General features: G+C 72.2%; 18 protein-coding genes. 5 read left to right on the top strand and 13 right to left on the bottom strand.

The features are described 5' to 3' along the window. Positions 1 to 11 precede the first annotated feature (11 nt). The 5 genes from EAO73_RS23890 to EAO73_RS23870 form a co-directional block, all read right to left on the bottom strand. Positions 12 to 2,207 (bottom strand): right-handed parallel beta-helix repeat-containing protein, encoded by a 2,196-nt coding sequence (locus EAO73_RS23890; protein WP_147973630.1) that lies wholly within the window; start codon positions 2,205 to 2,207, stop codon positions 12 to 14. Next, the gene (locus tag EAO73_RS23885) at positions 2,204 to 3,670 is read right to left on the bottom strand and encodes a M1 family metallopeptidase (RefSeq protein ID WP_147973629.1); all 1,467 of its coding nucleotides are present in this window, start codon (positions 3,668 to 3,670) and stop codon (positions 2,204 to 2,206) included. Before EAO73_RS23885 ends, EAO73_RS23890 begins: the two co-directional genes overlap by 4 nt. Further along, positions 3,667 to 5,340, bottom strand: a complete 1,674-nt coding sequence (locus tag EAO73_RS23880; protein WP_147973628.1) for an extracellular solute-binding protein — start codon at positions 5,338 to 5,340, stop codon at positions 3,667 to 3,669. The genes EAO73_RS23885 and EAO73_RS23880 overlap by 4 nt, the downstream gene beginning before the upstream one ends. Before the next feature lie 48 nt (positions 5,341 to 5,388). Then, positions 5,389 to 6,249 (bottom strand): carbohydrate ABC transporter permease, encoded by an 861-nt coding sequence (locus EAO73_RS23875; protein ID WP_147973882.1) that lies wholly within the window; start codon positions 6,247 to 6,249, stop codon positions 5,389 to 5,391. Between the two features lie 82 nt (positions 6,250 to 6,331). Then, complete coding sequence (locus EAO73_RS23870) at positions 6,332 to 7,351, bottom strand: ABC transporter permease (protein WP_147973627.1); 1,020 nt, start codon at positions 7,349 to 7,351, stop codon at positions 6,332 to 6,334. 340 nt (positions 7,352 to 7,691) lie between these two features. On the opposite strand from EAO73_RS23870, the gene EAO73_RS23865 reads away from it, so the two are divergent. The 5 genes from EAO73_RS23865 to EAO73_RS23845 all read left to right on the top strand — a co-directional run bounded on the left by EAO73_RS23865 (position 7,692) and on the right by EAO73_RS23845 (position 15,832). Beyond that, positions 7,692 to 8,681 (top strand): hydroxyacid dehydrogenase, encoded by a 990-nt coding sequence (locus EAO73_RS23865; RefSeq protein ID WP_147973626.1) that lies wholly within the window; start codon positions 7,692 to 7,694, stop codon positions 8,679 to 8,681. A gap of 95 nt (positions 8,682 to 8,776) precedes the next feature. Further along, positions 8,777 to 9,871: a LacI family DNA-binding transcriptional regulator gene (locus tag EAO73_RS23860; RefSeq protein ID WP_147973625.1), complete on the top strand. Its 1,095-nt coding sequence runs from the start codon at positions 8,777 to 8,779 to the stop codon at positions 9,869 to 9,871. Between the two features lie 157 nt (positions 9,872 to 10,028). After that, complete coding sequence (locus EAO73_RS23855; protein ID WP_147973624.1) at positions 10,029 to 11,423, top strand: M60 family metallopeptidase; 1,395 nt, start codon at positions 10,029 to 10,031, stop codon at positions 11,421 to 11,423. Positions 11,424 to 11,472: 49 nt separating this feature from the next. Next, positions 11,473 to 13,881 carry a polysaccharide lyase 8 family protein gene (locus EAO73_RS23850; protein WP_147973623.1) on the top strand — a complete coding sequence of 803 codons (2,409 nt, stop codon included), beginning with the start codon at positions 11,473 to 11,475 and terminating at the stop codon, positions 13,879 to 13,881. A gap of 28 nt (positions 13,882 to 13,909) precedes the next feature. After that, positions 13,910 to 15,832: a DUF2264 domain-containing protein gene (locus EAO73_RS23845; RefSeq protein ID WP_147973622.1), complete on the top strand. Its 1,923-nt coding sequence runs from the start codon at positions 13,910 to 13,912 to the stop codon at positions 15,830 to 15,832. On the opposite strand, the gene EAO73_RS23840 is transcribed toward EAO73_RS23845, so the two are convergent. The 8 genes from EAO73_RS23840 to EAO73_RS23805 all read right to left on the bottom strand — a co-directional run. Further along, on the bottom strand, positions 15,833 to 16,420 hold the full coding sequence (locus EAO73_RS23840) for a GAF domain-containing protein (RefSeq protein ID WP_147973621.1): 588 nt from the start codon (positions 16,418 to 16,420) through the stop codon (positions 15,833 to 15,835). Then, positions 16,417 to 17,160 carry a GTP-binding protein gene (locus EAO73_RS23835; protein WP_147973620.1) on the bottom strand — a complete coding sequence of 248 codons (744 nt, stop codon included), beginning with the start codon at positions 17,158 to 17,160 and terminating at the stop codon, positions 16,417 to 16,419. Before EAO73_RS23835 ends, EAO73_RS23840 begins: the two co-directional genes overlap by 4 nt. Continuing rightward, complete coding sequence (locus EAO73_RS23830) at positions 17,138 to 17,509, bottom strand: DUF742 domain-containing protein (RefSeq protein WP_147973619.1); 372 nt, start codon at positions 17,507 to 17,509, stop codon at positions 17,138 to 17,140. The genes EAO73_RS23835 and EAO73_RS23830 overlap by 23 nt, the downstream gene beginning before the upstream one ends. Positions 17,510 to 17,511: 2 nt before the next feature. Further along, positions 17,512 to 17,946 carry a roadblock/LC7 domain-containing protein gene (locus EAO73_RS23825; protein ID WP_147973618.1) on the bottom strand — a complete coding sequence of 145 codons (435 nt, stop codon included), beginning with the start codon at positions 17,944 to 17,946 and terminating at the stop codon, positions 17,512 to 17,514. A 7-nt stretch (positions 17,947 to 17,953) separates the two neighbouring features. Further along, positions 17,954 to 19,846 (bottom strand): sensor histidine kinase, encoded by a 1,893-nt coding sequence (locus tag EAO73_RS23820; RefSeq protein WP_224756423.1) that lies wholly within the window; start codon positions 19,844 to 19,846, stop codon positions 17,954 to 17,956. Between the two features lie 322 nt (positions 19,847 to 20,168). Next, on the bottom strand, positions 20,169 to 21,167 hold the full coding sequence (locus EAO73_RS23815) for an alpha/beta hydrolase (protein ID WP_147973617.1): 999 nt from the start codon (positions 21,165 to 21,167) through the stop codon (positions 20,169 to 20,171). Further along, positions 21,164 to 21,877 (bottom strand): C39 family peptidase, encoded by a 714-nt coding sequence (locus EAO73_RS23810; protein WP_147973616.1) that lies wholly within the window; start codon positions 21,875 to 21,877, stop codon positions 21,164 to 21,166. Before EAO73_RS23810 ends, EAO73_RS23815 begins: the two co-directional genes overlap by 4 nt. Positions 21,878 to 22,026: 149 nt before the next feature. Then, a partial coding sequence (locus EAO73_RS23805) for an ArsR/SmtB family transcription factor (protein WP_147973615.1) occupies positions 22,027 to 22,326 on the bottom strand: 300 nt, incomplete at its 5' end.

Below are 22,326 nucleotides of genomic sequence, written 5' to 3'. Positions count from 1 at the left end.
TCCGGACACCCTCAGTGGATCAGCACCTGGGAGAGGGCGACCCGGCCCGCGCCGGTCTTCACGATCCGTACCGTGCGGGTCCGGCTGTCCAGGTCCACGAGGGTGGGGCGCAGGGCCTTGCCGCTGACGTGGACGGTGCCGTCGTCGGTGACGATGTCGAAGTCGGCCGTGGTGGTGGAGGCGTCGTTCCAGACCTCGACCTGGCGGATGTTCCGGACGGCTCCGAGGTCCACCTGCCACCAGGCGCCGTCCTCGGCGAGCGTGCGGGTGTCGGTGTTGGTGTCCGCGTCCAGCGCACGGTCGGCGGTGGCGGTGCCGTCGGTCGAGGACTGGGTGGCCGTGCCGGTGCGGGCCAGGTCGGTGCGCAGCTGCTCGACCGGGCCACCGTGGGCGCCGGCGCGGGCGGCGACGGCGAGGGCGGCGGCCGGGAGGCGGTCGAGGCCGGTGTGGTTGCCGGTCATGACGGAACCGGTGCCGCCGAGCGCGGGGGCGGCGGTGTCGGTCCAGTTGCCGTGCGCGGTATTCCGGATGCCGTAGTCGGCCCAGTTGGACACCCACTTGTAGCCGATGCGGGTGATGACGTTCTTCTCGACCGTGATGTACGAGGACTGCTCGTCGAGGTAGATGCCGTTGCCGTCGCGCTCGGTGTTGCCGTACGCGGAGCGGTTGATGTAGTTGCCGCTGACGACCGTGCCGGGCTGGGCGCCCTGGGTGTAGATGGCGCCGCCGTCGTGCTGCTGGCGGGCGACCTCCATGACGTCGGTGATGCGGTTGTCCGTCACCTTGTTGTCACGGAGCACGGACTGCCGCGCCTCGGGCTGGTTCCAGCCCCAGCCGACGGAGATCGCCGAGTACGGGAGGTGGTCCAGGCTGTTGTGGTCGACGGTCAGGCCTGCCTCGTACCCGGCCCAGATGCCGACCGCGTCGGTGTACTCGACGCCGGCGCGGCTGATGGTGTTGTACGCGACGGTGTTGCGTTCCCCGGCGAGCGCGGCCTCCGGCAGGGGCTCGGTGTCGCCTACGTAGACCGCGCCGGAGGAGAGGTCGGTGAACGTGGAGCGGATGACCGCGCTGTCCTTGGTACCGGCCTCCAGGACCGCTCCGGCGCCGCCGAGGTGGGTGAAGCGGCCGCTGTCGATCGTGACCTGCCGGCCGCCGCGCACGGTGACGGCGGCGGCCGGTTTGGTGTAGTAACGGCCCGCGTGGTCGACGGGGCCGGTGGCTCCGGTCAGGGTGAGACCGGCCTGCATCCCCGCGTAGCCCTCGTCGGTGTCGGGCTGCCGGTAGGCCGCGTACGCGAAGCCGATGCCGCTGACCGTGAGGTCGTGGGCGCCGTCGACGGTGAGCAGCTGTTCGGTGTGCGGGGTGACGGCCCGCGCGTGGCGCATGTCCTCGCCCTCGCGCGGGAGGTAGGTGATGGTGCGGTCGGCGGAGTTCCACACGAACTCGCCCGGCTCGTCGAGGAGTTCGGCGGCGTTCTCGAAGAACGCGACACCGCTGTAGCGGGTGGAGTCGACGGCGGTGGTGTCCCAGGCGGGTCCGGTGCGGTCGGTGCCGCTCGCGGAGTTGGTCCAGCAGGGCTGGGCGAAGGTGAGGGTGTCACCGCTGACGCCCGCGATCCGGCAGTGGTAGTTGCGCCAGCGGATACGGATGACGGCCTCGGCGTCCGTGGGGTGCGCCCAGTGGTCGATGCCGGTCGCGGTGGCGCCGGTCATGCCGGTGGCGGTGGCGTCGCAGGTGGCGGCGGAGCACGCCTCGCCCCGGGCGCGCGTGGCACGGTGGCCGTCCACGAAGAGCTGGCGCGGGGTGGTGCCCTCGGGAACGGTGGCGGTCCAGGTGCCGTCGGTGTTCTTCCGCCAGCCGGTGAGGTCCCGGCCGCCGGAGAGGACGGGGTGGGCGCCGGGCGCGGCGGCCCAGGTGGTGCCGGAGTCGGCGGCGCCGAGCTCCAGGGGCGCGTCGAGCCGGTACGTGCCGTCCTTGAGGAGTACGCGGACGGCTCGGCGGGTCTCGGTGCGGGCCAGGTCGCGGGCGCCGTCGAGGGTGCAGGGGCGGGCCGCGGTACAGGAGGAGCCGCGGCCGTCCGGGGCGGCGTACAGGGTGCGGGTGGTGCCGGGCGCGGCCCCGGCCGGGGCGGCGAGAAGTGCGGTCAGGAGTGCCGCGGTGGCGGATGCGACGGTGGCTCGTACGACGTTCGGGGTGCGGTTCACGCGGTGGCCTTCCAGTCGGGGTGGCCGGGCATGGGCGGGTTGACGGCCCCGAAGAGCCAGTCGCGCAGGAACGGGTCGAGGGAGCGGTCACGGGTGACGTCGACGGTGTGCCGGATGAACTGCTCGGAGGTGTACGTGGAGTCCTTGAAACGCTTGACCCACTCGCGCATGACGGTGTCGAAGGACCGCCCGCCGATGCGCTGGTCGAGGGCATAGAGGACGAGGGCGCCGCCGTCGTAGATGTTGGTGCCGCCGAGCGCCTTGGGGAGTCCGGGCGGGCCGTCGGCGGCGCGGACGGCGTCGAGCTTCTCGTAGACCGCCTTCATCTTGTCGGCGAGGACGGACCAGCCGCGCTCCTCGCCGTACAGCCCGGCGTAGTAGACGGCGGGGCCCTCGTTGAGCCAGGCCTGCTGCCAGTCGTTCGGGGTCACGGAGTCGCCGAACCACTGGTGGACGAGCTCGTGGACCATGGTGGTCTCGTAGCCGGGCCTGCCCTGGGCGTCGGGCTTGAACCAGTTGGTGCCGAAGAGCGAGAGGGTCTGGTTCTCCAGCGCGTCGGTGTAGCCGTCGTAGATGTGCACCCCGTAGACGGAGAACGGGTAGCGGCCGAACCTCGCCTCCAGCCAGGCGAGATGGTCGGCGGTGCGGGCCACGACCGGGGCGTACGTGTCCTCCTTGCCCTGGGGGACGATGTGGCGCAGGGGCAGGCCGCGGTGGCTGTTGCCGTAGAGGTAGGTGCCCTTGACGACGGCGATGCCGATGAGTTCGGTGGCCATGCGCTCGCGGAGGGCGAAGTGCCAGACGGTGGAGCCGTCGGCGCGCCGGGTGCGATGGGTCAGCTCGCCGTTGGCGGTGGCGACGAAGCCCTCGGGGGCGCTGATGTGGAAGGTCCACGTCGCCTTGTCGGAGGGGGTGTCGTTGCAGGGCAGGAAGGTGTCGGCGCGGGAGGACTGGGCGGCCGATGCGAAGCCGCCGTCGCTGCCGAACCGCCAGCCGGTGAGGCCGAGCCGGGGTGCCTTGCCGTTGCCCCGGTAGCGGATCTCGACGGTGAACGCCTGGCGGTCGCGGAGCGGGCGGGCCGGGGTGACGGTCAGCTCCTGGCCGCTCTGGCCCGCGGTGAGCTGCCAGGTGGCGGGGCGGCCGGCGACGGTGACGGCGTCGATGGTGTGGCCGTCGGTGTCCAGGTTGAAGGCGGACAGGTCCTGGGTGGCCCTGGCGCTGATCCTCACCGTGGCGGTGAAGTCGTACGTCACCGGGGTGAAGTCGAAGGTGAGGTCGTAGTGGGTGACCTGGTAGCCGCCGTTGCCGAGGGTCGGGAAGAGCGGGTCGCCGACGCCGTCGGAGCCGGGCTCCGGGTGGAAGCCGTGCGGCCGGGCGGCGGCCGGGGTGGAGAGGGCGGGGACGGTGGCGGCTGCCGCCGCGGCGGCGGTGCCGAGTGCGAGGACCGAGCGTCGGGTGGTCACTTCTTCCCCTTCTGGAAGGCTTCCTCGAACTCGCCGCGGGCCTGCTCGCCGCCCTTGGCCAGGTAGTCCTTGACCAGCTGGTCGTAGGCGGACATGGGCTTGCGGCCGGAGATGATGTCCTTGAGCACGTCGCCCTTGAGGGTGCCGAGGCTGCCGGCGCTCTTGGAGTCCCAGGTGGGCGAGGAGTACCGGAGCGTCGGGTCCGGCACCATCATCGGGATCATCTTGGTGAAGGTGTCGTGGACGTGGCGCACGCCCTGCTCGGAGTCGGCGCTGAAGATCGCGGGCACCGCGGAGGCGGCGAACTTCCAGGGGACGGTGACGTCCTGGGTGCCCTGCTTGGTGAGGGCCGGGTTGCCCTGGTCGTCGCGGGTGAAGTCCTTGCCCTCGACGCCGTAGTTGATGAGGGTGTACTCCAGGCTGCCGAACGGCGATGCCGCGAAGTCGGCGAACCGCAGGATCTCCTTGACGCGGTCCCCGGACGCCTTGCTGATGTGGGTGTTCTGCAGGGCGACGTTGTCCATCCAGGCGACGGCGTCCTTGCCGACCGGCACGAAGGGGCGCGGGTCGAACTTCTTGTCGATGGCCTTCATCGCGGCGATGTAGCCGACGCCCGGCGCGAGGTACGTGGGCATGCCGTCGTAGACGTACGCGCCCTTGCCGTTCTTGAACATGTCCGTGTACTGGGCCTTCTGCGCCCCGGACATCTGGAGGGTGCCCGGGTAGTAGCAGCCGGCCTTGTACAGCAGGCGGGCCGTCTCGACCGCCTTGCGGTACTCCGGGGTCTCCAGGTCGAGAGTGAACTTGCCCGTCTTCTCGTCCAGGCGCCAGAAGTTGGGCGCACCGGCGGACATGGCGAGCATGGTGGTGACGCCCGCGATGATGGCGTACCGGTCCTCCTTGGGGCGGGTCAGCTCCTTGCAGACCTCGACGAACCGGTCCAGGTCCGTGATCTGGTCCAGGCTGGTGACACCGACCTCCTCGAACAGGTCGTGGCGGTAGACGCCGGCGCCCGCGGTGCCGGTGCGGGCGATGGGGATGCCGTAGAGCTTGCCGCCGAAGATCGCGCCCTGCCAGGCGCCCTCCGGGATGGCGGCGAGGTTGGGGTAGTCCTTGACCGCGTCCCCGGCGAGGTGCGGGGTGAGGTCGGCGCACTTGGCCTGGAGGAAGGCGGCCTTGTTGTCGACGCCGCCGCTCTCCGGGTACATGAAGAGGTCGGGCAGGCTGTCGCTGGCGACCATCGTGGAGAACTTGGTGCCGTAGTCGTCGGCGGGGACGGCCGTGATGTTCACCTGGCCGCCGAGGAGCTTCTCGATCTCCTGCCAGGCGGCGTTCTTGCCGCGCGAGGGCGGCGGCGGGGAGAAGGTCTCCATGGCCGCGCTGATCGGCTTCGCCCCCTTGAGCGGGGTGGTCTTCGTGGCCCGCAGCGGCTTGGCCGGGTAGCGGAAGAAGCCCTGCGGGACGCCGGCCGCGGTGCCCTCCAGGTCAGGCTTGAGCCCGATGTTGCGGACGGCGCTGCGCGGGAGCAGGGACGCGCTCTTGGCCTCGGCCTTCGCGGTCGCACCGCCGTCGCCGCAGGCAGCGAGCAGCGGGGCGGCGGCCAGTCCGAGACCGACGCCGGCACCCAGGCGGAAGAGTGCTCTGCGGTTGATGGGGGTGGAGCTCGACACCTGGATCTCCTTGGAAGAGGGAAGGGAAGGAGTGGGGGACGGCGGCGTTCAGCCCTTGATGGCGCCGGTGAGCACGCCCTTGGTGAAGTAGCGCTGGAGGAAGGGGTAGACGCAGAGGATCGGGACGACGGCGATGACCAGGACCGCCATCTGCACGGCCTGCTGCGGGGCGAGCACTTCGCCGGCCGATGCGGAGTCGAGGCTCTGGCCCTGGAGGACGTAGGTCCGCAGCACCATGGGCAGCGGCCACTTGTCGGAGTCGTTGAGGTACAGGAGCGAGTTGAAGAAGGCGTTCCAGTACGTCACCGCGTAGAAGAGGCTGATGACGGCGAGGACGGCCTTGGACAGCGGCAGGACGACGCGGACCAGGATGCGGAAGTCCCCGGCGCCGTCCACCTTGGCCGCGTCGTACAGCTCCTCCGGCAGGTTCATGAAGAACGACCGCAGGACGACCAGGTTGAAGGCGCTCACCAGGGTGGGCATGACGAGCGCCGCGTAGGTGTCGTACAGGCCGAGTCCCTTGACCAGCAGGAAGTTCGGGATGATGCCCGCGTTGAACAGCATGGTGAACAGGGCGGTCATCAGGATGAACCGGGAGCCGGTGACCTCGCGGCGGGAGAGCCCGTACGCCATGCCGACGGTGACGAGGAGGCTGGCGAGGGTCCCGAACACGGTGATGCCGAGCGAGACGATCAGCGCACGGGTGACGACGCCTCCGGTGAAGATCGTGCGGTAGGCGTCGAGGGTGGGGTGGTCCGGCCACAGGACGAGGCCGGAGCTCTTGATGATGTCGGTCTGCGAGGCGAAGCTCGTCCCGATGACGCCGACCAGCGGGTACGCGACGGCGAGGACGACCACGACGACGGCGACGGCCTTCGCGGTCTGACCGATGCGGGTCGGGCGCTCCATCCACGGCGGGCGGCCGTCGGACTTGCGTACGGGGGCCGGGCGGGGCGCCGGTGCGGCGGTCCGGGCCGTGGCGCGTGTCTTCTCAGCGGTCAGCACCGCGGTACACCCCTTCGTGGCCGAGTCGGTGGGCGAACTTGTTGGCGCCCAGCACGAGTGCGGTGCCGATGACCGCCTTGACGAGTCCGACGGCGGCGGCGACGCCCCAGTCGTTGTCCTTGATGCCGTGGTAGTAGACGTAGGTGTCGAGCACCTCGCCGGCGTCCGGTCCGACCGCGTCGCGCTGGAGCAGGATCTGCTCGAAGCCGACGGAGAGGATCTGCCCGAGGTTCAGGATGAGCAGCAGGATGAGAACGGGGGCGATGCCCGGCAGGGTCACGTGCCACAGCCGGCGCCGGGGCCCCGCTCCGTCGATCGCGGCGGCCTCGTACTGCTGCCGGTCGATGTTGAGGAGGGCCGCGAGGATGATGATCGTGCCCCAGCCGGCGTCCTTCCAGGCGACCTGGAGGGTGAGCAGCCAGGGGAAGGCGTCCGGGTCGCTCATCATGTCGTAGCGGGGCAGGCCCATACCGCCCAGGACGTCGGGCAGGACGCCGGCGCCGCCCAGGATCTGCTGGAAGATCGAGACGATGATGACCCAGCCGATGAAGTGCGGCAGATAGACGACGCTCTGCACGAAGCGCCGGATGCGGTCGCTGGCGATGCTGTTGAGCAGCAGGGCCAGGGCGATGGGCACCGGGAAGAAGAACACCAGCTGGACGAGGGCGATCTCCAGGGTGTTGAACGTCGCGCTCCAGAAGGCGGGTTCGCTGAACGCCGCGGTGAAGTTGGCGAAGCCCACCCAGACGCTGTGCATGTAGCCGAGATAGGGCTGGTAGTCCTGGAACGCCACCACGTAGCCGAGCAGCGGCACGTAGTGGAAGACGACGAAGTAGAGCAGGCCGGGCAGGGTGAGCAGCAGCATCACCCGGTCGCGTTTGAGGCGCTGTCCGAGCGTGAGCCGGTGCGGGGCGGCGATGTCCGGGACGGGCGGGGCGGGTTCTTCGCCCCGCCTTCGCCGCGTTCGCCGCTTCTCGCGCGGCAGCGGGGGTGCTGTGTCAGCCATGGTGGGTCCTGTTCGGCTGGGTGGCGCGTGGTGTGCCTTCTGCGGCGGCAAGTTAGTAAGCGGTTAACCCAAGCGTCAAGGGATTCGGGCGGATGACTTCACCGACCCGCATACACCGAGGCCAAATCCGGGCGCCCGAAGCGGTAAATACCGTAATGAACAAGCCAATCGGGCAGGCAGCGCGCTTGACGGTCGGCCGTCGACCTCCCTAGCGTGCCGGTCATTCCATAGAACGCGATTACTACCCGGAGGCAGGGTGCGAACCACCGAAGAGGCACCGGCCCGTCCCGGCACCGATGCAGCGGGCCCTCCCGGGAGGCGGCCGCGCACGGTCCTGGTCATGAGCACGGGTCTGCTGGACGACGTCTTCCCGCCCGCCGTCCGGTCCCGGCTCGAAGAGACCGCCGAGCTGCTCGAACCCTCGGTGATCAGCGAGTTCGACTCCCCCGCCGCCGTCCGGGCACTGTCCGGGGCGGAGGTGCTGCTGACCGGCTGGGGCTGTCCCCCGGTGGACACGGCGCTGCTGGACCGGGCACCCGGACTGCGGGCCGTCGTCCACGCGGCCGGGACGGTGAAGACGTTTCTGTCGCCGGCCGCCTTCGACCGCGGGATCGTCGTCTCCTCGGCCGCCGCGGCCAACGCCGTACCGGTGGCCGAGTTCACCCTGGCCGCGATCATCATGGGCGCCAAGCGCGTCTTCCCGCTCGCGGGGCTCTACCGTGCCCGCCGCACCCACCGCACCGCCGCCGACCTGGACCGCCACCACTGGCTCGGCACCCATGGTCTGACCGTAGGCGTGGTCGGCGCCTCCCGGATCGGCCGCCGCGTGATCGAGCTGCTGCGCGACGCGCTGGACGCGGACGTGCTGCTCCACGACCCCTACGTGAGCGCCGCCGAGGCCGCCCTGCTCGGCGTGACCCCGGTCGACCTGGACACGCTTGTGGCCACCAGCGACGTGGTCAGCCTGCACGCCCCGGACACGCCCGAGACCCGGGGGATCATCGACGCCCGCAGGATCGGCCTGATGCGCCCCGGGACCCTGCTCGTCAACACGGCGCGCGGCCCGCTGGTGGACACCGAGGCGCTCACCCCCCACCTGGTGAGCGGCCGGCTCGACGCGGTCCTCGACGTGACCTCACCGGAGCCGCTGCCGCCCGGCCACCCGCTGTGGGACCTGCCCAACGTGTTCCTGACCCCGCACCTGGCGGGCGCCCAGGGCAACGAGGTGGGCCGGCTCGGCGCGCTAGCGGTCGACGAGCTGGCACGGTACGCGCGGGGCGAGCCCTTCGGGCATCCCGTGCACCGGGCGGACCTGGGGAGGATCGCGTGACCACGCTTCCGCCGCGGGCTCCGGTGCCGCGGCGGACACCGCCCGCCCCGGCACTAGGCTCGTCGTCACACAACAGCCATCAGGGGGTGAGCCGGATGCGCCGGCAGAGCACGGCCGGGGACGGACAGCGGCGCGCGACGGTCACCGATGTCGCCCGGCGCGCGGGCGTCTCGACCGCCACCGTCTCACGCGTCCTGAACCGGAACTACCCCGTCGCCGAGGCGACCCGGGAACGCGTCGAGTCGGCCATGCGCGAGCTCGGCTACGTGGTCAACGCGCATGCCCGCGCCCTGGCCGGCGTCTCCAACCGCACCGTCGGCATCATCGTCAACGAGGTCATCGACCCCTTCTACGCCTACATCGCGCGCGGGGTGGAGCGGGAGGCCGCGCTCGGCGGGCGGCTCTGCCTGGTCTGCTGCACCCAGGGCGACCCGCAGCGCGAGCTGGCCTTCATCGACCTGATGCACGAGCGCCGGGCCGACGCGGTCGTGGTGGTCGGCGGCTCCATCGCGGACCGCGGCTACACCTCCGAACTGGCCCGCCGGGCGCGCGAGCTGGACGCGGGCGGCTCGAAGCTGGTCCTGTGCGGCCGGCCACCGCTGGGCGAGGCCGCGCCGACCGCCGCCGTGGAGTACGACAACGAGGGCGGCGCCTTCGCCATCACCGACCATCTGCTGATGCAGGGGCACGAGCGCATCCTCTACCTCGGCGGCCCGCCCAAGCTCTCCACCACCCGCGACCGGCTCGCCGGCCACCGCCGCGCCCTGGAGCTGCGGGGCGTGGCAGTCGATCCCGAGCTGGCCCAGCCCGGCGCCTTCAGCCGCAACTTCGGCTACCGGCGGATGGCCGAACTGCTGCGGGACGGACCGGAGTTCACTGCCGTGTTCGCGGCCAACGACATGGTCGCCGCCGGCGCAGCCCAGGCCCTGGAGGAGGCCGGTCTGCGCGTGCCCAAGGACATCTCGCTGGTGGGGTACGACGACATCCCGGTCGCCCAGGAACTGCGCCCGCGGCTGACCACCGTCCATGTCCCGCTGGAGGAGATGGGCCGCCAGGCGGTGCGGCTCGCCGTGTCCGGCGGGGACGAGGACGACTGGCGGGAGCCGACCACCGGGGCGCTGCGACTCGGCACCCACATCGTGGTACGCGATTCCGTGGCCCCCCGCTCCGGCAGAACCAGCCGTAGGTGACCGGTTACTTCCCGCCTGTCCGCAGTTGGCCATAGAAAATCACAGTAACTTCCCGACTCCCCTTGCGAGCTGACAGCAACCGCTTACATGCTGACGGAGCACCCCCACCGTTCCGCACGCCTTCGCCCCTCGTTCATGACTGCAGGGAGAGTTCCGCATGCGTAAGCCCAGCCACTCCGTCGCCCCGGCCGCCTCCCCCACCGACGAAGCCGCCTCCTCCGTGGGCCGCCGCGCCGTCCTCGCCGCGGCGGCGGGCGCGGGAGCGGCGGTGGCCCTCGGCGTCACCGCGACCACCGCACACGCCGGGCCAGCGACCGGCCGGCCCGTCGGACGCCCCGTGTCCGTGACCGTCACCGGATGCCCCGCCGCCGAGGCGGAACGGCTGCGGCTCGCCCAGGCGTTGCGCGGTTCGGAGTTCCAGCCGACCGGCCTGTACGTACCCGCCGGGACCGCGCTCTCGCTGACCGTCCAGCCGCACGACGGCCTGGTGCCCACGCTGTGGATCGGGGCCTGGGACTACTACGGCGAGGTCACCGAACCCCGCAGCTATCCGCTGACCGCCGGCGCCAACACGGTGACCGACCCGCACGGCGGCCCGGTCTACCTGACGCTCACCGGGCGCGGCGAGCGGGCCGGCGTGCTGTTCCGGTCCGGCGCGGTCCCGATGCCGGTCTTCACTCTGGGCCGCACCAGCGACGCGGACTACCAGCACCAGCTGGACACGCTGACCGTGTCGCCCTGGGTGGAGCTGCACGCCCCTCACACGATCATGACGCTGACGCGCGAGGGCGCCCTGCTGTACCGCGACGAGGACCACGGGGCGCTGCTCCGGCTGGTCGAGACCATCGTGGACTCGCACGCCCGGATCAGCGGTCTCGACGGCTCGAAGCCGGTGCACCGGCGCAAGGCGGGGCCGTATCACTTCACCGAGGTCAGCAAGGTGCCCTCCGGTGTCGGCGCCTACGCCACGCACGGCTACAACGGCTTCCCGCGTGCCTACCTGGACCGGGCCACCACCGTCGAGGGCCTGCGCACCCGGGGCTGGGGGCTCTACCACGAGCTCGGCCACCTCCATCAGCAGATGGCGTACAAGCCGGGCGGCCTCACCGAGGTCACCGTGAACATCTACTCGCTGGCCGCGCAGCGCACCCTGAAGCAGCCGTCGAACCTGCTCACGGTCGATCCCGCGACCGGTCTGACCGTATTCCAGACCTCGCGGGCCAAGTTCGGCACACCCGGACTCACCTACGAGAAGTCCTTCGGGGCGTACGAGAAGCTGGTGCCGCTGCGTCAGCTGGAGCTGGCGTTCGGGGAGGACTTCTGGCCGCGCCTGCACAAGCTGGTCCGCGAGGAGAACCCGCAGTCCGACTACACCGAGGACGCGAAGCGCTACCGGGCCCTGGCCACCTACTCCAGCCGGATCGCCGGGTACGACCTGAGCGACTTCTTCGTGAACACCTGGGCGTTCCCCATCGACGCCACGGGCCGGGACGAGCTCGCCGCGCTGAACCTCCCCCAGCCGCCCGTCGACCCGAGCACACTCTCCGACTGAGCACGCGACGACCGGACGAGGAAGACGAGAGCAAGGAAGAGGAGTCATCATGCAGGTGAGCAGAAGGACCCTTCTCGCCGCGAGCGGCGGTGCCACCGCGTCCGCGGTCCTGGCGGCGGCCCCGGCACGGGCGGCGGCGGGGAACGGAACACAGGAGTCGGGGCAGATCACCGGCGACGACTTCGACGGGCTCCTCGGCCGGGCGGGGACGCTGCTCACCGGAGGCGCGTTCGACCCGGCGGATCCCGATTTCGCCGCCGGTGTCGCCGCCCTGGACAGCACCGCGGGGGCGCTGTGGGAGAGCCTGGACCGCGGCGCCGGGCGGACCGCCCTGTGGTCCGACCTCTCGCCGCTCACCGATCCGGGCAACTTCGGCCAGAGCTACACCCGGCTGCGCACCATCGCCGTCGCCTGGGCCACCCCCGGGACCGCCCTCTCCGGACAGGCGGAGACCGCAGAAGCACTGCTCGGAGCGCTGCGCTTCGCGTACGACACGGCCTACCACCCCTCGGCCCGTGAGACCGGGAACTGGTGGTTCTGGGAGATCGGGGCGCCGCGCGCGCTGATGGACTGCTGCGTGCTGCTGCGCGAGCGGCTGCCGGCCGCCGATCTCGCGGACTACCTGGCGGTCGTCGACCGGTTCTGCCCCGACGCGGACCGCCGCACCAACTCCCCCACGCTGCCCGAGACCGGTGCCAACCGCACCGACAAGGCGGTGATCGTGGCGCTGCGCGGACTTCTCGGCAAGGACGCGGACAAGGTGGCGTCGGCGCGCGACGCCCTCTCCGACGTACGCGACTCCGGCCGCAACAGCCTCTTCCGCCATACGACTTCGGGTGACGGCTTCTACGAGGACGGCTCGTTCGTCCAGCACTCCGAGGTGGCGTACACCGGCTCCTACGGCACCGTCCTGCTCGGCGGCGGCGCCTGGCTGCTCTCTCTCCTCGCCGGCTCCCCGTGGGCCGTGACGGACCCCAAGGTGTCGGTGATGTACGAGGCCGTGGAGCGCAGCTTCGTTCCGGTGATCTTCGACGGGCTGATGATGGACGCGGTGCGCGGCCGGGCGATCTCCCGGGAGCGGGCCGGCGACCACCGCGACGGGGCCTCTGCCGTGGCGGCGATCCTGCTCCTGGCGACCGGGGCCCCCGAGGGTCTGGCGGAGCGCTGGCGCTCGCTGGTCAAGGGCTGGCTCACCCGCAACCGCACCACCCCGTTCACCTCGCTGGCCACCCTGCCCCAACTCGCCCTGGCGAAGGCGGTCCTGGCCGAGGGCGGCATCCGCCCCGCACCCCGCACCACGGGCAGCTTCGTCTTCGCCGACATGGACCGAGTCGTGCACCGCCGCTCCGGCTGGGCCTGCACCCTCTCGCTGTCCTCCAAGCGCATCTCCGCGTACGAGGCGGGCAACGGCGAGAACCTGCACGGCTGGTACACCGGCGACGGCATGACGTACCTCTACGACGGCGACGACCTCGGGCAGTACAACGACGGCTTCTGGCCGACCGTGGACCCGTACCGCCTCCCGGGCACCACGGTCGACACCCGACCGCGCGAGGACCTCGGCACCGGCGCCGGCACCTCCACCTACCGGCCGTCGAACGCTGTGGCGGGCGGCGCAACGCTGGACGGCCGCTACAGCGCCGCCGCGATGGAGCTGATCGGCGCCCCGGGCAGCACCCTGCGGGCCAGGAAGACGTGGTTTCTGCTCGACAACACGGTCGTCGCGCTCGGCGCGGGCATCACCTCGGGCGACGGCCGCCCGGTCGAGACCGTCATCGAGAACCGCAACCTGGGCGCGGACGGCCGCAACCGGCTGCTCGTGGACGGCATCCCCGGCCGTAACGGCACCGCCGGCCATGCCCGGTGGGCGCATATCGAGGGCGTCGGCGGCTATGTGCTGCCCGGCGGCGCAGCCCTGCGCACCCTGCGCGAGGAGCGCACCGGCACCTGGCGGGCCATCGACACGGGCGCGGACACCGGCGGCAGCACCGACCCCGTCACCCGCCGCTACCTCACCCTCTGGCTCGACCACGGCACCTCCCCCGCCGGCGCCGGGTACGCCTATGTGCTGCTGCCCGGTGCCTCGGCCGCCGCGACCGCGGTGTGGTCGGCGTCCCGGCCGGTGCGGATCGTCGCCAACGACGCCACCGCCCAAGCCGTGGAGGACCGCAGGACCGGTCTGACCGCTGTGCACTTCTGGGCCGCCGGTACGGCCGCGGGCATCACCGCCTCCGGTCCCGCGACGGTCCTGGTGCGGCGGCGCGGCGGCCGGGTCTCCGTGGCGGTCGCCGACCCGGGCCGCACGGGGACCTCGGTCACGGTCGGCCTGCCGTTCGCCGTCCGCGAGGCGACCGAGACCGACGATTCCGTCGAACTCACCCCGGGCCGCAGGCCGTTGCTCACCGTCGCCGTCGACGGCACCCGGGGCCACACCCACCACGCCGAACTCGTCCAGTAGAACCACCGAACACAGGAGCAGCACCAACATGTCCGTCGCCCCGCATCTGCACCTGCCGCCCACCGACCGGATCCTGTCGTCCCGCACGGGCTGGACCCGGGCGCACTGGGAGGCGACCGCCGACCGGATGCTGGAGGCGCTGACGCCGTACGCGACACCGGGCTTCGCCCAGTACCGGCTGCCCGGCCGGAACAGCTGGTCCGGTGTCGTGTCCGACGGGCTGGAGGGTTTCGCCCGGTCGTTCCTGCTCGCCGCCTGCCGGATCGCGGGCGCCGGCGGGGCGGTCGACCCCGCCCTGACCGAACGGTACGCGGCGGGGCTCGCCGCCGGCACCGACCAGGCGAGCGGCGAGGCGTGGCCGCGGCTGACGGACTGTTCGCAGCAGATGGTGGAGGCGGCGTCCGTCGCGGTCGCGCTGCACGAGACCCGGCCGTGGATCTGGGACCGGCTCGACGCCCGGGTCCAGGAGCGGGTCGTCGACTGGCTATCGGGCTTCGTCGGCGGGAGGACCTGGGACAACAACTGGCGTCTGTTCCAGGTGGTTTCGGAACAGTTCCTGGCGTCGGTCGGCGCCCCGCACAGCCGGTCGGACATCGAGGGCGGACTCGACCGGATCGAGGACTGGTACGTCGGTGACGGCTGGTACACGGACGGGAGCGGGCGCAACTTCGACTACTACATCGGCTGGGCCATGCATCTGTACCCGCTGCTGTGGGCGCGGATCGCGGGCCCGGACAACGACGGCGGCCGGGCCGCCGTCTACCGGGAGCGCCTGAGCCGCTTCCTGGAGGACTACCCGCACTTCTTCGGGGCCGACGGCTCCCCGGTCCACCAGGGCCGGTCGCTCTGCTACCGCTTCGCCTCGCTGGCCCCGGTCTGGATGGGCGCGCTCGCGGACTGCACCCCGCTCGCGCCGGGGCTCACCCGACGCCTCGCCTCCGGGGCGCTGCGGCACTTCGCGGAGCGCGGGGTGCCCGACGAGCGGGGGCTGCTGACGCTCGGCTGGTACGACACGTTCCTGCCCGCCACGCAGCCGTACTCCGGTCCCGCGTCGCCGTACTGGGCGAGCAAGGGTTTCCTCGGGCTGCTGCTCCCGGCCGACCACGCGGTGTGGACGGCGCGCGAACTCCCGCTGCCCGTCGAGGAGTCCGACACGTACACCGCGCTGCCCGCGCCCGGCTGGCTGCTGCACGGAACCCGGCACGACGGGATCGTCCGGCTGGTCAACCACGGCAGCGACCACAACCCGCTCCCGGAAGCGGGCGACACCGACCCGGACGCGGGGGCGGGCGAGGACGACCCGCACTACGCGAAGCTGGCGTACTCGACGGCGACCGCCCCGGAGTCCGCGCCGCACGCCTTCGCCCGGAACATCGACAACCATCTGGCGCTGCTGGCCCCGGACGGCACCCCGTCCCGGCGCCGCCGCATCCACCCCGTGCGCTGCGAGGACCGCGTCGCCGCCTCCTGGTCGACGGCACGGCTGCCGGGCGACGAGCACACGTACAGGATCGGGACGACGAGCGTGCTGCACGGGCCGTGGGAGATCCGGGTGCACCGGGTCGAGGCGCCCGAGGGCGCGGTGGTCCGCGAGGGCGGTCACGCGGTCGCGCACGGAACGAGTCCGTTCGCCTCGTCGGGCCCCGGCTGGGCACTCGCCCGTACCGCCGAGGGACTGTCCAGCGCGGTGGTGGGGCTGTACGGCTGGGACGGCGGGCCCGAGGACGCCGCGGTGGCGCGCGACGTCGAGTCCAACGCGTACGGACCGCACTCGGCCGTCCCGTATCTGCGTGGCGCTCCCCACCGGGGTGGCCGGAGCGTCCATGTCACGCTCGTGGTGCTGTCCCGCGACGCCGTCCACCCGGAGGCGCTGCGCACCGTCGTACGGGTGCGGGTGGACGGCGACGCGGTGGCGCTGGGCTTCCTGGACGGCCGCACGGTCGAGGTGTGATCAGAACCGGAAGGCGTTGTCCTCCCTGAGGTGAAGGTGCCCGACGAGCTCCTGCGCCAGGGACTTGATGGTGTCGAGCCCCGCCCTTCCCCAGGGGCGGGGCACGGTGTCGACGGCGCAGACGGCGCCCAGCGCGATGCCGGTGCGGTCGATGAGCGGTGCCCCCAGATAGGAGCGGATGCCTATGTCGTCGACGACCGGGTTGCCCGCGAACCGGGGGTAGTCGCAGACGTCCTCCAGCACCAGCGCCTTGCGCCGGACGACCACGTGCGGGCAGTAGCCGTGGTCGAGGGCCACGTACCGCCCGCTGCGGCCGCTGCCCGCGGCGGTGGCGCCCAGGTCCGCGCCCCTTCGGGTACCGGCGGGGGTGTGCAGTCCCGCGTAGAACTGCCGGTTCCCGTCGATGAAGTTGACCATCGAGAACGGCACGTCGGTCACTTCGGCCACCCTGTCGGCGAAGGCGTCGAAGTCGTCGAACGAGGCGTCGTCCCGCTCCCCCAGGTCAAGGCTGCGCAGCCGCCGCGTACGCACGGGCGCCTCGCTGTCGACCGGGGTCAGCAGCAGCCGCCCGGCGGCGTGCGGGATCACGGCCGGACCCCGTATCCGGCGTGACCGGACAGCGGCACGGCGGCGTCGGTGGCGTTGATGAGGTGCTGGACCAGGGTCACGAGGGTGCCGGTGCCGGAGCTGGCCATGCGGGCGTCGCACAGCACGACCGGCACCTCGGGGGACAGGTCGAGCGCGGCACGTACCTCCTCGGGGCCGTAGCGGAAGGCACCGTCGAACTCGTTGACGGCCACGACGAATCCGATGCCGCGCCGTTCGAAGAAGTCGACGGCCGCGAAGCACTCCTCCAGTCTGCGGGTGTCGGCGATGACCACCGCTCCCAGCGCGCCCTGCGAGAGTTCGTCCCACATGAACCAGAAGCGTTCCTGGCCCGGTGTGCCGAACAGGTACAGCACGTGCTGGTCGTCGAGCGTGATGCGGCCGAAGTCCATCGCCACGGTGGTGGAGGTCTTCGACTCGACGCCCTCCAGGCTGTCGGTCGCGGCGCTCGCCTGGGTCAGCAGCTCTTCCGTGCTCAGGGGCGCGATCTCGCTGACGGCGCCGACGAACGTCGTCTTGCCGACACCGAAGCCGCCCGCCACCAGCACCTTGAGCGCGACGGGGAAGCCCTCCGACGGGACGGCCGCGGCCGGGGCGGCGGCGTACTCGGCGGTGGCGGTCTCCTGTGCGTGCCCGCCGCCGGAGCCGTCGTCCGCGTAGCCGTAGCCATAGCCGGTGCCGTCCCCGTGGCCGTAGCCGTCAGAGCTGTCGTCGTAAGCCATCGAGCACTGCCTCCAGCAGATGTCGGTCGGTGGGCGTGTCATGGAAGGCGGGCGCGTGGGCGGTGACGGCGCCGCAGTCGACCAGGTCGGAGACAAGGACCTTGGTCACGACGGCGGGCAGCCTCAGGTGTGCGGCGATCTCGGCCACCGATGTGGGGCCCTCGCACAGCCCCAGGGCCACCGAGTGCTCGGGGCCGAGATGGGCCTGCGGGACGGAGCCGGTGGCCATCACCAGGGAGAGCAGGTCGAGCACGGCCGTGGGACGGGTACGGCCGTTGCTCACCGTGTAGGGGCGGATGAGGCGGCCCGCCGCGTCGTCGAGCAGCGGCCCGTCCTGGGTGAGCGCCATGCTCACAGCCCCACGGCGCCCGGCGTCCCGGCCGCCTGTCTCACCGGGGTCATGAGATAGGGCCGCACGCTCTTGACCAGCATGGCCATCTCGTAGCCGAGCACGGCGGCGTCGGCGTTGCGGCCGGCCAGTACCGCCAGACATGTCCCGGAGCCGGCGGTGGCGACGAACAGCAGCGTCGAGTCGAGCTCGACGACCACCTGGCGGACCTCTCCGTTGTCCCCGAACCTCGCACCGGCGCTGCGGCCCAGCGAGTAGAGGCCGGCCGCCAGCGCCGCCATGTGGTCGGCGCTGTCGTCATCCATGCCATGGAGGGACTTCACCAGCCCGTCGGCGGAGAGCAGGACCGCGCTGCGGGTGTACGGCACGCGCTGTACCAGGCCGCTCAGCAGCCAGTCGAGGTCGGAGACCTGACCGGACGGCATATCGGTCGCCATGGTGCATCTACTCCTTGGTGGGGTTCGCTGCGAGTGGGTCGTGGTCGCCGGGGTACGCCCCGGCTCCGTGCAGTTGCACGGGCGCGGCCGGACCGCGGACCGGGAGCGGCCGGGGCGGTGCTCCCAGCTGCGCGGCCGTCGTCGTGCGGGTGGCACCGGCCGGCGCGTCGGGCGCGGTCTCCGGCTCGGCCTCGGACTCGGCGCGCGCCTCGGCGAGGTCGATGCCGCGCCGGAACGCGGCGACGAGCCCGGGGTCGTGCAGGACGGGCTCGTCCTCGGACCTCGGGGCGGGCGCCTCCCTGAGCTGCGGGACCAGGTGTTCCTGGTTGGCGCGCTTGGGGAGCAGCGGCCGGTCCGCGGCGGCCTCCGGTACGGGCTGCGGTGCGGTGCCTTCCCCCGGCCGGATCGCGGGCGGCGCGTCTTCGGCCGGCCGGTCCACGCGTTCGGCGCGCAGGGGAAGGGGCGGTGCCTCGTCCTGCCGGGACGGCTGCTGCGGCGCCCGGTGCGGGCGGGGCTGCTGGCTGGGGACGTAGGGGCGGCGCTCCGGCTCGGGGGCGGGCGCCTGGTCGCGCGGTGCCGGGCCCTCCTCCAGGGGCGGCGGGCGGTGTACGGGCCCGGTGGGCGGGACCGGTGTCTCGCCGGTGCGGGCGGAGGCGTCGTCGTCGGCGCCGAGCAGGGTCTGCGGGAGGACCAGGACGGCCTGGGTGCCTCCGTAGATGTTGCTCTGCAGCCGTACGGCGATGCCGTGCCGGCGGGCCAGCGAGGCGACCACGAACAGGCCGATCCTGCCGTCCTGGAGGAGGCGGGAGACATTGACCTGGTCGGGGTCGGTGAGCAGGGCGTTCATCCGCTTCTGCTCGTCCCCGGGCATGCCGAGTCCGCGGTCCTCCACCTCCAGGGCGAGTCCGGCGGTGACGTGCTGGGCGCGCAGGAGCACCTGGGTGTGCGGGGCGGAGAACACCGTGGCGTTCTCGACGAGTTCGGCGAGGAGGTGGATGACGTCGGCCACGGCGTGCCCGCGCAGGGTGCCGTCGATCGGGGGGACGAGCTTGACCCGGGGGTACTGCTCGACCTCGGCGATCGCGGAGCGCAGCACCTCGGTCATGGTGACGGGGTTGCTCCACTGGCGGCGCGAGACCGCGCCGCCGAGCACGGCGAGGTTCTCGGCGTGGCGGCGGATGCGGGTGGCCAGGTGGTCGACGTGGAAGAGGCCCTTGAGCAGGTCCGGATCCTCGACCTCGTGCTCCAGCTCGTCGAGCAGCTGGATCTCCCGGTGCACGAGCGACTGGAGGCGGCGGGCGAGGTTGACGAAGACCTCGACCTTCTGGTCCTCGCCGCCGCCGCCGTCCTCGGAGAGCCGGGAGGCGTCGACGACGGCGGCCACGGCCGCCTCCTGCTGGCGGCCCAGCTCCTGGGCCAGCAGTTCGAAGGGGTCGCCACCGGGCGGCGTGGGCTGCGGGGCGCGCCGGGCGGGCACGGGCTCGCCGTTGCGCAGCTGTTCCACGACGCGCTGCAGTTCGGCCTGGCCCTGGGCGCTGGTCCGGCGGAGCGCGAGGCAGCGGCCGAACACGGTGGTGGCGGCCCGGTTGGCGGCCAGGAAGGCGGCGACGACCGCGGCGGCCGCCAGCGCGCCGGCGGCGCCCAGGGCGATCCAGAGTTCCGTGGACGGCCGGGCGTGGCCCGCGCGGGCGGTGAAGATGACGGCCGCGGCGCCGGCGAGGGCGACCGCGAGGGCCGGCAGCACGGCGGTGCGCAGGAGTTGGGGGCGTATGCGCGCCTCGGGGGACGGGCGGGCGGCGCGCGGTCTGGCCGCGGCCGAGTGGGAACGGGCGCCCGGTCGGCCGTGCCGCCCGCCCTCTCGTCGTTCCGGTCGCGCGTCGGGTGCGCGAAGTTGAGACATCAGCGTCCTCGGTACGTGGGGCCCCAGGCATCTGCGTTCATGTGGTGGCGCCTACGGTGGTCGGGCATTCTCGGGTCATCGGCCGGGCAGGCCCGGAGAATATGAGCCCACCGTTGATCACCGGCCACACACGGTAGTCGCGAGAAGTGTGGCCGTGATGGGCAGTTGTGGAACTTGCCCGCCATCCGTCCCGCTCTGGTATGAGCACTCGTACGGGCGACCGATTCCCACGGACCCGATTCCGGGGCGACCGCGGCCCCCGTACGCGGACGAGCCCCCTCGACGTGGGTCGAGGGGGCTCGTCCGCCGTGGTGCGCAGGCGCTACGCCTTGCGGAGCCGGGCGATGATTCCGTCGAGATCGCTCCGGAAGAGGGCGGGGCGTACGAAGTGCCCGCCCGGTTCCTCGTGCCACTCGTGCGGGATCCCGGCCTTGCCGAGCAGGGACCTGAACTCGCGCTGCCCGGCGAGCACCTGGGTCTCGTTGGCCTGGTCGAACCAGTTGACCGGGTCGGGGCTGGTGCCGGCGACCAGGAACACCCGCTTGTTGCGATAGCTCTCGATGCGCTGGACGGGATTGTCGGCGCTGACCCGGGCCTCGTCCCACAGCGGAACGCCGTAGACCGAGCCGCCGGCCAGGTCGAGCGCGGCGGACGAGACGTTCGCCCAGTGCGTGACGAGTCCGGCGTCCCGGCGCAGGCTGGCCGGGCCGGAGTGCGCGCTCACGGACGCGAAGTGCCCGTAGTACTTGGCCGCGTACTTCAGCGCGCCGAACCCACCCATGGAGAACCCGGAGACGGCCCGGCCGTTGTATTCGGCGTACGTACGGAAGTTGGCGTCGATCCACGGGAGCAGCTGGGCGATGTGGAAGGTCTCCCAGTTGCGGGGGCCGGTGTTGGAGCTGACCGGGTTCGAGTACCAGCCCGCGTGTCCGCCGTCGGGCATCACGACGATGATCGGCTTGCCGGCCGTCCAGGCGCGGATGCCCATGCGGTCGAAGGTGATGAAGTCCTGGTCGGTGCCGCCGCCGTGGAACAGGTAGAGCACCGGGTAGGTGCGGCCACTGGTGTGGTAGCCGTCGGGAAGCAGGACGTTGACGCCCGGGTTCCAGCCGATGGCGTCGGTCGCGAAGCGGTAGTACCGCATGCGCGGGTCGCTCTCGTTGCGGTCCACGATGCGCAGGCCGAATCCGTCGCCAGCCGCGGCGGCCGGCGAGGCGGAGGCGAGGAGGCCGGCGGCGCCCAGGGCCGTCGCGGCGGAGAGTCCGCCGACTGCCCTGAGGACGTTCCTGCGGCTGGGGCGGTCGTTCGCTCGGGGGGTCATGCGGAGTAGCCCTTCGGCGGGATCAGGGTGGCGAGCTGGTCGAAGGAGAGCCAGTAGATCTGGTTGCCACTGAAGGAGGCGGGGTCGGCGATGAGGACGGTGCGGTCGGCGTCGTCGTAGCCGATGACCGTGAAGTAGTGGTAGATCGTCTGGTTCGACGGGTAGCCGGGCGGCTGGTTGCCGGGCGGGGCCACGATGTTGGTGACGAGCGGGTAGTTGCGGTCGATGTCGAAGACGATGTCGTACCAGAGCAGGTCGCGCTGGGCCTGGGTCGGCGGGTCGTTCGGCATCTCCTTGGTCTCGTACCAGCCGCCGCCGAGGTTGGCGTTGAGTACGCCGGTGACCTGGGATATGTGGTCGGTGCCGTTCACGGTGGTGCCGAGCTGCCAGGCGAGGTCGGACTGGCTGGGCGGGGCGATGCGGGCGGAGAGCGCGATACGGGTGGCGGCCGGACCGCACCAGTAACCGGTCTGCTGGACCTGGTAGTCGATGTCCAGCCAGTGCGCGGTGGCGGTGGATCCTGCGTCGACCGTGAGCCGGGTGCCGGGCCTGTTGTGCCCGCTGACGACGGCCGTTCCGGACGATGATCCGTGGGCGGTGACGGCGGCCGGGCTGATGTGCGGGGTGGACGAGGCGAAGGCGGTGCCGGGCTGGACGAGGGCTCCGAGGGCGACCGCGGCGACGGCGGCGGACACAAGTCTCCTGCGCATGAAGGCTCCTGAGGGTGGGGGACGGGCCTTGGGTGCGAAGCGGCCGCGCGGTTGGGCGCGCGGCCGTGTTTCCGGCCCCAGCGTGGTGCCGTCACCGTGGAGCCCGCAAGGAACGAAAGCCCAGGCTTACGACCGCAGGTGACGTGCCGTCATACCGCGGGCGGGTCCTCGGCGGCCAGCAGGGCGCGCCCTTCGGCGGTCGCGACGTGGAAGGACCGACCGGCCCGGCGCACGGTGGTCACGAGGCCCGCCGCCCGGAGCACGTTCAGGTGCTGGCTGACGGCGGGGTGGGTCACATCGAGGAGCCGCGCCGCCTCCAGGGTCGAGCAGCCGGTGCGGGTCGCACGCAGGACACCGGCGCGGGTGTGGCCGAGCAGCGGTCCGAGGGGGCCGGACCCGGTCGCGGGGCGGACGCCACGGGCGGGGAGGCACCAGTCGGGGGTGTGGTG

The organism is Streptomyces sp. col6, from assembly GCF_008042035.1.
Lineage (GTDB): Bacteria > Actinomycetota > Actinomycetes > Streptomycetales > Streptomycetaceae > Streptomyces.
This window is presented reverse-complemented; position numbering and strand designations above follow the sequence as displayed.

Bases quoted from the DNA above. Each gene is read 5' to 3' on its own strand.
- EAO73_RS23875 (WP_147973882.1), bottom strand. From the start codon at position 6,249: ATGGAGCGCCCGACCCGCATCGGTCAGACCGCGAAGGCCGTCGCCGTC.
- EAO73_RS23870 (WP_147973627.1), bottom strand. From the start codon at position 7,351: ATGGCTGACACAGCACCCCCGCTGCCGCGCGAGAAGCGGCGAACGCGG.
- EAO73_RS23865 (WP_147973626.1), top strand. From the start codon at position 7,692: ATGAGCACGGGTCTGCTGGACGACGTCTTCCCGCCCGCCGTCCGGTCC.
- EAO73_RS23860 (WP_147973625.1), top strand. From the start codon at position 8,777: ATGCGCCGGCAGAGCACGGCCGGGGACGGACAGCGGCGCGCGACGGTC.
- EAO73_RS23855 (WP_147973624.1), top strand. From the start codon at position 10,029: ATGCGTAAGCCCAGCCACTCCGTCGCCCCGGCCGCCTCCCCCACCGAC.
- EAO73_RS23850 (WP_147973623.1), top strand. From the start codon at position 11,473: ATGCAGGTGAGCAGAAGGACCCTTCTCGCCGCGAGCGGCGGTGCCACC.
- EAO73_RS23845 (WP_147973622.1), top strand. From the start codon at position 13,910: ATGTCCGTCGCCCCGCATCTGCACCTGCCGCCCACCGACCGGATCCTG.
- EAO73_RS23835 (WP_147973620.1), bottom strand. From the start codon at position 17,160: ATGGCTTACGACGACAGCTCTGACGGCTACGGCCACGGGGACGGCACC.
- EAO73_RS23830 (WP_147973619.1), bottom strand. From the start codon at position 17,509: ATGGCGCTCACCCAGGACGGGCCGCTGCTCGACGACGCGGCGGGCCGC.
- EAO73_RS23825 (WP_147973618.1), bottom strand. From the start codon at position 17,946: ATGGCGACCGATATGCCGTCCGGTCAGGTCTCCGACCTCGACTGGCTG.
- EAO73_RS23820 (WP_224756423.1), bottom strand. From the start codon at position 19,846: ATGTCTCAACTTCGCGCACCCGACGCGCGACCGGAACGACGAGAGGGC.
- EAO73_RS23815 (WP_147973617.1), bottom strand. From the start codon at position 21,167: ATGACCCCCCGAGCGAACGACCGCCCCAGCCGCAGGAACGTCCTCAGG.
- EAO73_RS23810 (WP_147973616.1), bottom strand. From the start codon at position 21,877: ATGCGCAGGAGACTTGTGTCCGCCGCCGTCGCCGCGGTCGCCCTCGGA.